Below are 10,292 nucleotides of genomic sequence, written 5' to 3'. Positions count from 1 at the left end.
GGCGACCAGCGAGCCGTCCTCGATGCCGCGTGCGCTCAGATCGTCGGGATGCGCTAGCAGTTGGTGACGCGGTTTGCCCTTCGTCAGCCGTGGCGCGTTGTGCATCCAGGAGTTGTTACTGCGTAGATGTCGACGGCCGATCATCAGGAGTTGCCCGTCGGTCGGGACCTCGGTGGTGGTCATCAGATCGTGCAGCGCGGGGAGATCGCCGACGATGATGTCCTGCACGAGTTGTATTCGCTTGTTCCTGGTGCGGAGCTTGCGCGGAAGACCGGGCTCGAGTGGGCCGAGGTCCACGCCGTGTGGAGACTTCGCGAGCTTCGCGACCGACAGGCCTTTGCGGTGATTGCGTAGCAACACGTCGACGGTTCGGCGGGGCGAGAGGCGCAGGCGAGCCTCGGTCACAAGGGATTTCGGAGCCAGGCGCGCACGAAGCGCACCGAGAGTGGAACCTGCGAGCGCCGCCTGATAACGGACGGCGAGGTCGCGGAAGATCTCCCAATCGGCTTTGGCGCCGGCCTTCCTGGTCAGGACGGCGGGCATGAACTTCGCAGTGTTGCGCACGGCGAAGGCCTGGAAGATCAGGTCGTAGTGGTCGCGTTCGAGGGACATCGTCGGCGGCAGGATCACATCCGCGTGTCGGGACGTCTCGTTGATGTAGAAGTCGAAGGACACCATGAAATCCAGCTCCGCGAACGCTCGATCGAGCTTCTCGCCGCCCGGCATCGACAGCACGGGATTGCCGGAGAACACGGCCATCGCCCGGATCCGGCCGTCACCCGGCGTCGTCATTTCGTCCACCATCGTCGAGCACGGAAATTCACCCGCGAACTCCGGCAAGTCACGCACGCGCGAGCGCCACTTGTCGAAGTGACCTCTGCCGACGATGTTCTTCTCGACAAGATCGATGGCGGGATCGGTCAGCATCGCACCGCCGACGCGGTCCAGATTGCCGGTGAGAATGTTGAGCACCTGAATCGCCCACTGGCACACGGTGCCGAACTGCTGCGTGGAGACGCCCATCCGTCCGTACGCGACGGCAGCGTCCGCTGCGGCGAAGTCCATTGCGAGCGTTGTGATGTCCTCGGCGGAGATTCCGACGACGGGCGCCACCGACGCCGGCGTGAAATCGGCAACGAGCGAGGCTATCTCGGCTTCGCCGTCGACGTAGTCCGCGGTTCGTGTCTTGCCCGAGCCGACTATCGAGTTGATCAATGCAAGCAGGAGCAGCGCGTCGGTTCCTGGCCTGACGAAGTGGTGAACGTCCGCAACATCGGCAGTCTCGGTCCGGCGAGGGTCGATCACGACCAGCTTGCCCCCTCGTGCCTTGAGGTCACGGACGCGGTTCGCGAAATCGGGCACCGTCATCATCGAGCCGTTCGATGCCATCGGGTTTCCGCCCAGTACGAGGAAGAAGTCGGTTCGGTCGATGTCCGGGATCGGAAGTGCAAGCTGGTGACCGTACAGAAGATGGTTGACGAGCTGGTGGGGAAGCTGGTCCAGGGATGTCGCCGAGTAGCGGTTCTTTGTTCGCAGCATCGACGTGAACGGGATTCCGTGCGTCATCGCGCCGAGGCTGTGCACATTGGGGTTGCCCTGATAGATGCCGACCGCATTGGAACCGTGCTTCTTACGAGTCGACGCCAGACCCTTGGCCACGAGGTCGTAGGCCTCGTCCCATTCGATCTCCTGCCACCCGCTGTCGGTACGACGTACCGGCTTGATCAAGCGATCAGGATCGCCGTGCAGATCGATCAAGGAGACCGCCTTGGGGCAGATGTGTCCACGGGAGAGCGGATCCAGCTTGTCGCCGCGGACGGACGTGACGGTGTTGTCCTCGACGGTGAACTCGAGGCCGCACATCGCCTCGCAGAGATTGCACGAGCCGAACTTGATGGTCATCGAAAAACTCTCCATTCGTCCGTGCGAGCCTAGCGCGGGCACTTGATCGAGCAGAGCGGTATCGATTGCCTCCTCGGCCCAATCCTGGAGCGGTCGGTTCCGAATCCAATCGAAACGGAACGCTAGAACGTGTTCCAATTTTGCGGTTCTGTGACTATCGTCGGATTCACTGCAATCGGCTCGAATGGCGAGCCGGACGGCGTGGAGGTGGCAAGTCGCAATGAAAACCAAAGGCGCTGTGCTGTGGGGTCTGAACGAACGGTGGTCGGTCGAGGAGATCGAGGTCGGGGACCCGGTGGCAGGAGAGGTGCAAATCCGCATGGAGGCGGCGGGCATGTGCCACTCCGACCATCACATCGTCACCGGCGCGACGCCGATGCCGTCGTACCCCGTCATGGGAGGGCACGAAGGGGCCGGGGTCATCACCAAGGTGGGGCCGGAGGTCAAGACCCTGAAGGAGGGCGACCATGTCGTCCTGTCGTTCATCCCGTCGTGCGGCCACTGTCCGGCCTGCGCAAACGGGCATCAAAATCTGTGTGACCTCGGAATGGGCCTTCTGAGTGGAATGGCGATCAGTGACGGCACCTTTCGGATACAGGCACGCGGCCAAGACGTCATCCCGATGTGCCTGCTCGGCACGTTCTCGCCCTACATGACAGTGCACGAGACCTCCGCCATCAAGATCGACGACGATATTCCTTTCGATGTCGCCTCGCTCGTCGGCTGCGGTGTACCGACCGGATGGGGTTCGGCCGTCAACGTCGCCAAGGTGACCCCCGGTGAGACCGTCGCCATCATCGGCGTCGGGGGAGTAGGACTCAGTGCGCTGCAAGGTGCCGTGCAGTCCGGGGCAACGAAGGTCATCGCCATCGATCCTGTTCCGTTCAAACGTGATCAAGCGTTGAAGTTCGGTGCGACTCACGTATTCGCCAGTGCTGCCGAGGCATTGATGCCGCTGATGGAACTCACCGAAGGACGGATGGCGGAGAAGACGATCATCACCGTCGGCGAGATCAAGGGCGAGGACATCGAGGCCGCGTTGTTGCTGACCGCAAAAGCCGGCCGCTGCGTCGTCACCGGGATGGGGCGCATGGAGGATATGGACGTCAAGCTGAACTTGTTCCTGTTTACGATGCTTCAGAAGGATCTGCAGGGCGCAATCTTCGGTGGCGGCAACCCTCGCCACGACATCCCGCTTCTGCTGTCGATGTACAAGAGCGGGCAGCTCAACCTCGACGACATGATCACCAACACCTACTCTCTCGACGACATCAACTCCGGATACCAGGACATGCTCGACGGCAAGAACATCCGCGGCGTCATCAAGTACACCGACGCCGACCGGTAGTTCATGCAGTTTCGGTAGTTCACCATCGCTTGAAAGTCACATCCATACGCTCAGATGGCGTGGGAGGACCATTCAAGCGAAAGGGGGCCACGAACTAGGGTTGTCCATGTGCACAGTCTTGATTTGATCGCAGGTTGGCCAGTCGACAACGCATCGGCGACGGTGGTGTCCGAGGCAGGGGTGGTCGATCGGTACGGCGATCTCGATCGGGTCTACGAGTTGGCATCGGTCACCAAACTCCTCGTCGCGTATGCCGCGTTGGTCGCGATCGAGGAGGAGGCCATCGATCTCGAGCAGCAGGCAGGGCCGGACGGATCAACGGTCCGCCATCTGCTCGCGCACACGTCCGGTCTCGCTTTCGGCGAGCAGAAGGTGCAGGCCGCTCCCGGCAGCAAACGCATCTACTCCAGTGCGGGTTTCGAGGTGCTGGCGGACACGATCGCTCAGGACACCGGCATCGCGTTCACGGACTACCTCGACGAGGCGGTGTTTCAACCGCTCGGAATGACCAGTTCCACGCTGCCGGGCTCGGCGGGGCATGGTGCTCGGTCGTCGGCGTCCGATCTATCCGCGTTCGCTGCCGAACTGCTCGCTCCCACGCTGGTGTCGCCGTCGACCTTCGCCGCGGCCACGTCGGTCCAGTTCGAGGGGCTCTCGGGCATTCTGCCCGGCTATGGATCTCACAAGCCCAACGACTGGGGCCTGGGCTTCGAGCTTCGCGACAGCAAGTCGCCGCACTGGACCGGAGCCGACAACTCGGTGCGGACGTTCGGCCATTTCGGCCAGTCGGGAACGTTTCTGTGGGTCGATCCGGATGCGGGCCTGGCGACGGTTGTGCTGACGGATCTCGCGTTCGGTGAGTGGGCAAAGCCGCTCTGGCCCGAGCTCTCGGACGAAGTTCTGCACAATAACCCCAGGTGAACCAGCAAGAACAAAAGAGCACTGGCGCAACAGGGGTAACTCGGGGCACACTAGTACAAGTACGTGCAATAGAGCAGCACTGAGCCAGGCGTGTCGAGGTCGTTGGGGAAGACGTCCCTCGTCGAAGCTGGAGGTGTTCTCGAAATGCGCGTATCGAACCAATTCGCGGATAGGACGGCGGGTGTGGTGTACATCCACTCCTCGCCGGCTGCGTTGTGCCCGCATGTCGAGTGGGCGCTGTCGGATGCCCTCGACTGTCGCGCGAACCTGAAGTGGTCCGCGCAGCCATCGTCGGATGGGCAGCTTCGTGCGACCAGCAACTGGGTCGGACCCGTCGGCACCGGCGCCGTATTGGCGGGCGTTCTGCGCTCGTGGCAGATGCTCCGGTTCGAGGTGACCGAAGACGCCAGTGACGGTGTCGACGGCGAACGTTTCGCGCATGTGCCGGGTCTTGGATTGTGGCGCGGGTCGACCAGTGCCAACGGCGACGTCATCCTCGGCGAAATGCGACTGAAGGCGATGATCGAGGGCTGTTCCGGCAACCTCGCTGCGGAAATCGAACATGCTCTCGGCAGTAGCTGGGACGAAGCTTTGGAGCCGTATCGAACCGGCGGCGGTGGCGCCGAGGTCACCTGGTTGAGTCGCCACGCTGGCTGACGTTCGTTTTACTGCTGTCCGGTATCGTCGCGACCGTGCCAAGGTAGGCATGTGGGTTGGTACGTGGGATAGGTGGTTTCAATGTTGTCGACCGGTAAGGTCATTCGATTCGACGAATTCAAGGGATACGGGTTCGTCGCTCCGGACGAGGGCGGCGAGGATGTGTTCATCCACGTCAACGATCTGGATTTCGACAAGCGCCTGCTGGCGCCCGGTGTTCGCGTCGAGTACGTCGCCGAAGAGGGCGACCGCGGCCTCAAAGCGGCTCAGGTACAGATCATCGATTCGCCCAAGCCTGTCACTCGGGCGGCGGTACCGGCAGTAGTGCCTGACGCCGAAACGACCGAGTACGACGATGTCGTGTGCGACGTGCTGTCACTGCGTGATTTTTCTGCGGAATTGACCGAGGGTCTGCTGCACGCCAACCGTGCGTTGACTGCCGATCAGATTCTCGACGTCCGACAGGTCCTTATCAGGATCGCGCAATCGCACAAGTGGCTCGAGGGCTGAGAAGACCCAGGTCCGAGCGAATATCGACCGCACTACAACTGTGCCCCGGTGACAAGTCACCGGGGCACAGTTGTAGTGCGAGTTCGATCAGAGCGGGATGTTCTTGTGGTTCCCGCGGAGTGCCGGAGCCGCAGCCAGCGCTTTGGCGATGGTCGAGCGTGTCAGTGCGGGCTCGATCACTTCGTCGACGACGCCGATGGCCACTGCTCGGTCGACGCCTCCAGCAATGGACTCGTGCTCGACAGTCAATCGGTCGTGGAGTGCTTCGCGCTCGTCTTCGGAGGCCGCAGCAAGAGCCTTCTTGTGCAGAATTCCGACGGCTGCCTTGGCGCCCATGACGGCCACCTCCGAACCCGGCCACGCGTAGACAGCAGTGGCACCGAGCGCGCGAGCGTTCATCGCGATGTAGGCGCCGCCGTAGATCTTGCGAGTGACGAGCGTGACGCGCGGGACCTTGGCTTCGGCGAAGGCATGCAGCAGCTTCGCCCCGCGACGGACGACACCTTCCCATTCCATGCTGACACCGGGCAGGTAGCCGGGAACGTCGACGACCACGACGAGCGGGATACCGAAGGCGTCGCACAAACGCACGAATCGTGCAGCCTTCTCGGCGCTTTCGGAATTGAGGCAGCCTCCGAGGCGGATCGGATTGTTCGCGATCACGCCGACGGTCCTGCCACTCAGGCGGCCGAGACCGATGACGATGCTGCGGGCCCAACCACCCTGGAACTCTTCGAAGGTCGACTCGCCCTCGACGTTGTCCAGCAGCTCGTCGATGATCGGATGCACGTCGTAGGCGCGGCGGTTCGACTCGGGCAGCAGCGCGCGCAGGTCTGTGTCGCCGTGTTCGGCGGCGGCGATGTCGAACGTGCCTTGCTCGCTGAACATCGACACGAGCCGACGAGCGCGGGTGAGGGCGTCCAGTTCGTCGTCGGCGACGATATGGCAGACACCGGACTTCTTGTGGTGGGTGTCAGGTCCACCGAGCGATTCCATGTCTACTTGCTCGCCGGTGACGCTGCGGACCACGTCAGGTCCGGTCACGAACACGCGTCCTTCGGGAGCCATGATGACGACGTCGGTCAGAGCTGGACCGTACGCTGCGCCGCCGGCTGCGAAACCGAGGACGACGGAAATTTGTGGGACGAGGCCGGAGGCGCGAACCATGGCCTCGAACACGAGGCCGACAGCGTGGAGTGCCTCGACGCCCTCAGCGAGCCGAGCACCACCGGAATGCCAGATTCCGACGATGGGTGCGCCGCGATCGATCGCGGTGTCGATGGCGGAGACGATATGCCTGCATCCGTCCACTCCCATGGCGCCGCCCATCACGGTGGCGTCGGAGCAGTAGGCGACAGTGTGGACGCCGTCGATGTCGCCGGACGCGGCAAGGAGGCCGGACTTGTCGTGGTCGTGTAGCGGAATCATCGTCCCGGCGTCGAAGAGCTTCTCGAGTCGGGCGACGGGATCACGGGGGTCGGTGGAACTACCCGAGCGTGTCACGGGGGACAGGATGGTCATCGCGTTCTCCTTCTGCATGCCCCGGTGAGGGGCGTTCCCGGGTGAGAGTTGTTGGCTCTCACCCGGGTTCGAGTCCTGCACGGGTCAGATCGTCACCCGGAGGTGAAGATCAGGCCCGACCGAAGGCGAGCGCGACATTGTGCCCACCGAATCCGAACGAGTTGTTGATCGCGTACTCGATCTGTCCGACGCGGGGCTCGCCCTTGACGACGTCGAGATCGATTTCTGGATCCTGATTCTCCAAATTCAGTGTGGGAGGGATGATCCCCTCGCGCACTGCCAGCACCGTCAGTACCGACTCGAGAGCGCCGACGGCACCGATCGAGTGGCCCAGAGCGGACTTGGGTGCGTACACCGCTGCGTGATTTCCGACCGCCTTGTTGATCGCCAGAGCTTCGGCGGTGTCTCCGATGGGAGTGGCCGTTGCGTGGGCGTTCACGTGGGTGATGTCGGACTTCTGCAGACCTGCGGTCTCGATCGCACGCTGCATAGCGCGCGCGGCACCCTTGCCCTCCGGGTCGGGAGCCACGAGGTGGAACCCGTCGGAGGTGATTCCGGCACCGAGCAGGCGGGCGTGGATCGTTGCGCCGCGTGCCTTGGCGTGCTCCTCGGTCTCGATGACCATGAGCGCACCCGCTTCACCGAAGACGAAGCCGTCACGATCCTTGTCGAACGGACGTGACGCACCCTTCGGATTGTCGTTGTTGGTGCTCATCGCCCGCATCATGGAGAAGCTGGCGATCGGAACCGCGTCGATGTAACCCTCGACGCCGCCGGTGACGACCATGTCCGCGTCGCCCATCACGATCATCCGCCACGCATGTGCGATGGCTTCCGATCCCGAGGAGCAGGCAGAGACGGGGGTGATGACGCCGGCCTGTGCTTTGAGCTCGAGTCCCACGACCGCTGCGGGGCCGTTCGGCATGACCATCTGAACGGCGAGCGGAGATACCTTGCGGTAGCCGCCGGCCTTCATCTTGTCGTTGGCCTCGATCAGTGAATCGCCGCCACCGAGACCGGTACCGATCGACACACCGAGGCGAAGGGGATCGACGTCGGGAGTACCGGCGTTCTTCCAGACCTCACGACCGAGCACGGTGGCCAGCTGCTCCACGTAGCTCAGGCGACGAATCTCGACCCGCGAGAGCAGGCTCTGCGGGTTCACCGCGAGGTGGCCGCCGATCCGCACGGGCAGGTCGTACTCGGCGACGAAATCGTCTTCCAGCGTTGCGATTCCGCTGTCGCCGTTCAGCAGACCCTTCCACGTGGCATCGACGTCACCCGCGAGTGACGTGGTCGCAGCGAGGCTGGTGACGACGACACTGGGGAAGCGTCCGTTGGCGGTGGATGGGTTGGTCATGGGCCCTGTCACTCGCTCGCGGAGTCGTCGAGCTTGGCCTTGATAGCTTCTGCGGCCTCGGGGTTCTCCGCTTCGAGCTTCTGGATGTAGTTGACGGCGTCGCCGACGGTACGCAGACCTGCGAGGTCCTCGTCGGGGATCTTCACGCCGTACTTGTCCTCGGTCTGCACTGCGATCTCGACCATGGAGAGCGAGTCGATGTCGAGGTCGTCCACGAAGGACTTCTCGATGGTCACCTCGGACGGTTCGATGCCCGTGACCTCCTCGATGATCTCTGCAAGTCCGGCGATGAGGTCTTCCTGGCTGGCCACTTGAGTGGCTCCCTTCTATTGGTGATCGGCACGTCGTGAATCGGCGTGCCGAAGTCATGGTGTTGGTCGTGCGGTTCCTGCCGACGTCTCTTCGTGGACGCCAGATGCCGACCCTCCGTGGAGGACGGCACCTCGAACCCGTGACTATTTCGGTCACGGGAAGTCTCTGGGAGCTCTAGGTCAGCTCCGCCAGTGCTGCGATGTCCTCGGGCTTCTTCAGGCCCAGGTTCGGTGTCCCGCGCATCTCACGCTTTGCGATTCCGATGAGCGTTCCGGCCGGCGGCAACTCTGCCACAGCAGTGACCGCCGAGTCACGCAGCGTCTGAGTGCACAGATCCCACCGGACAGGTTTCGTGACCTGTGCGGCAAGTTTGGTGACGGCATCCGCCCCGGATGTGACCGGCTTGCCGTCGGAGTTCGACAGCAGCGTCCGGACGGGTTCGGACGGCGTGATCGCGGCGACAGCCGCTGCGACTGCGTCCTGGGCGGATGCCATGAATCGGGTGTGGAACGCGCCCGCAACCGGAAGTGCACGCACGCGCGCCTTCTCCGGAGGGTTCTCGGCGAGTTCGGCGAGTGCTGTGAGCAACCCTGCCGCAACGATCTGGCCCGCGGCATTGACGTTGGCCGGTTCCAGGCCGAGTTCTTCGAGGCGGGCGAGAACGACGGCTTCGTCGCCACCGAGCACTGCTGACATTCCGGTCGGCTCGAGCGCACACGCCTTTGCCATCTCGGCGCCACGGACGGCTGCGAGGGTCACTGCCTCGTCGGACGTGATCACCCCTGCCACTGCGGCGGCGGCAAGCTCTCCGACGGAGTGCCCGGCGATGATCGCGTCGGCGGGCAGGATTCCCTGTCCGACGATTTCCTCGAACGCGAGAAGCGCAGCGGCGACGACGAGAGGCTGCGTCACCGAGGTATCGGTGATTTCCTCCGCGGTGGCAGTCGTACCGAGCCGTGCGAGATCGAGACCGGACGCCTTGGACCACAGGGCAACGCGATCGGCGGCTCCGGGTAGTTCGAGCCATGGCACAAGCATGCCGGGTGTCTGGGAGCCCTGGCCGGGCGCAAGCAACGCAATCACATCGTTAAGAGAACACCGTCGAGGCCTGTTTAGGAGATGTCGCTCCCGATGAACCTTCGACCCCCAATTTGTGAATACCCAACAAACGGGCTTGTGGAGGGTTTGCATCGCCGAAGCGGGTGTAGGCGTTACGTGACCACTTCACCGAATGTGACGTGTGTGATCTGTGGGGCAGGATAGTGCGGTTCGTGATGGGTTCGAGTCAGACGACCTACCGTTGCCGCAACCCTCAACACGTACGCATCACGGGATGATGTCGGATCTCGTCCTGTGACTTCGGCTATTCTCTTGAGCCGATATCGCACAGTATTTGGATGAACAAACAGCAGACGCGCACAAGTTTCGACCGCGCCACCGCAGTCGAGGTAGGCGTCGAGAGTATCGGCGAGGCCTGAACCTGCCGAGGACAGCGGGAGCACGAGGAGGTCGTTGAGCGCGGCGATCGCGGCCGCGTCACCGAGCAACGCGCGTTCGGGTAGCAACTCTCCAGCGTGTACCGGCCGGGGGGCACCGCGCCATCCCGCAACCGCCTGCATTCCGGCAAAAGCCTCGACCGCACTCGAATGTGCGGCACCCAATGTGCGCGTCGTCGGGCCGATCACCACCGGACCGTCCGAAAAGTTCTGCAGCATTTCGTCCAGAAAGGAACTACTCGTCGGGTCGTCGGACAGCTGGCCA

At 63.2% G+C, this 10,292-nt stretch carries 10 protein-coding genes; 4 read left to right on the top strand and 6 right to left on the bottom strand.

Annotation, left to right across the window (positions count from 1 at the left end; all coding sequences use genetic code 11):
* Positions 1-1,902: molybdopterin-dependent oxidoreductase (locus A2J03_RS14085; protein ID WP_068374927.1), on the bottom strand; the 1,902-nt coding region annotated here is incomplete at its 3' end.
* A 220-nt stretch (positions 1,903-2,122) separates the two neighbouring features.
* Here A2J03_RS14085 and A2J03_RS14080 point away from each other — a divergent pair.
* From A2J03_RS14080 to A2J03_RS14065, 4 genes are all read left to right on the top strand, one after another.
* Entirely contained in the window at positions 2,123-3,250 is a 1,128-nt protein-coding gene (locus A2J03_RS14080) for an NDMA-dependent alcohol dehydrogenase (protein WP_068374926.1), read from the top strand.
* Between the two features lie 108 nt (positions 3,251-3,358).
* On the top strand, positions 3,359-4,171 hold the full coding sequence (locus A2J03_RS14075; RefSeq protein ID WP_068374915.1) for a serine hydrolase domain-containing protein: 813 nt from the start codon (positions 3,359-3,361) through the stop codon (positions 4,169-4,171).
* A gap of 144 nt (positions 4,172-4,315) precedes the next feature.
* Entirely contained in the window at positions 4,316-4,828 is a 513-nt protein-coding gene (locus A2J03_RS14070) for a DUF3145 domain-containing protein (protein WP_068374913.1), read from the top strand.
* Between the two features lie 81 nt (positions 4,829-4,909).
* The gene (locus tag A2J03_RS14065; RefSeq protein WP_068374912.1) at positions 4,910-5,338 is read left to right on the top strand and encodes a cold-shock protein; all 429 of its coding nucleotides are present in this window, start codon (positions 4,910-4,912) and stop codon (positions 5,336-5,338) included.
* Positions 5,339-5,425: 87 nt separating this feature from the next.
* Here A2J03_RS14065 and A2J03_RS14060 read toward each other — a convergent pair whose 3' ends face one another.
* From A2J03_RS14060 to A2J03_RS14040, 5 genes are all read right to left on the bottom strand, one after another.
* Entirely contained in the window at positions 5,426-6,859 is a 1,434-nt protein-coding gene (locus A2J03_RS14060; RefSeq protein ID WP_068374918.1) for an acyl-CoA carboxylase subunit beta, read from the bottom strand.
* A 109-nt stretch (positions 6,860-6,968) separates the two neighbouring features.
* On the bottom strand, positions 6,969-8,219 hold the full coding sequence (locus tag A2J03_RS14055) for a KasA/KasB family beta-ketoacyl-ACP synthase (RefSeq protein WP_068374911.1): 1,251 nt from the start codon (positions 8,217-8,219) through the stop codon (positions 6,969-6,971).
* 8 nt (positions 8,220-8,227) lie between these two features.
* Positions 8,228-8,530 carry a meromycolate extension acyl carrier protein AcpM gene (acpM, locus tag A2J03_RS14050; RefSeq protein ID WP_027497448.1) on the bottom strand — a complete coding sequence of 101 codons (303 nt, stop codon included), beginning with the start codon at positions 8,528-8,530 and terminating at the stop codon, positions 8,228-8,230.
* Between the two features lie 175 nt (positions 8,531-8,705).
* Positions 8,706-9,614: an ACP S-malonyltransferase gene (locus A2J03_RS14045; RefSeq protein WP_068374908.1), complete on the bottom strand. Its 909-nt coding sequence runs from the start codon at positions 9,612-9,614 to the stop codon at positions 8,706-8,708.
* A 128-nt stretch (positions 9,615-9,742) separates the two neighbouring features.
* The coding region (locus A2J03_RS14040) for a PucR family transcriptional regulator (protein WP_197480764.1) at positions 9,743-10,292 on the bottom strand (550 nt) is incomplete at its 5' end.

It is taken from the genome of Rhodococcus sp. EPR-157 (assembly GCF_001647195.1).
Lineage (GTDB): Bacteria > Actinomycetota > Actinomycetes > Mycobacteriales > Mycobacteriaceae > Rhodococcoides.
This window is presented reverse-complemented; position numbering and strand designations above follow the sequence as displayed.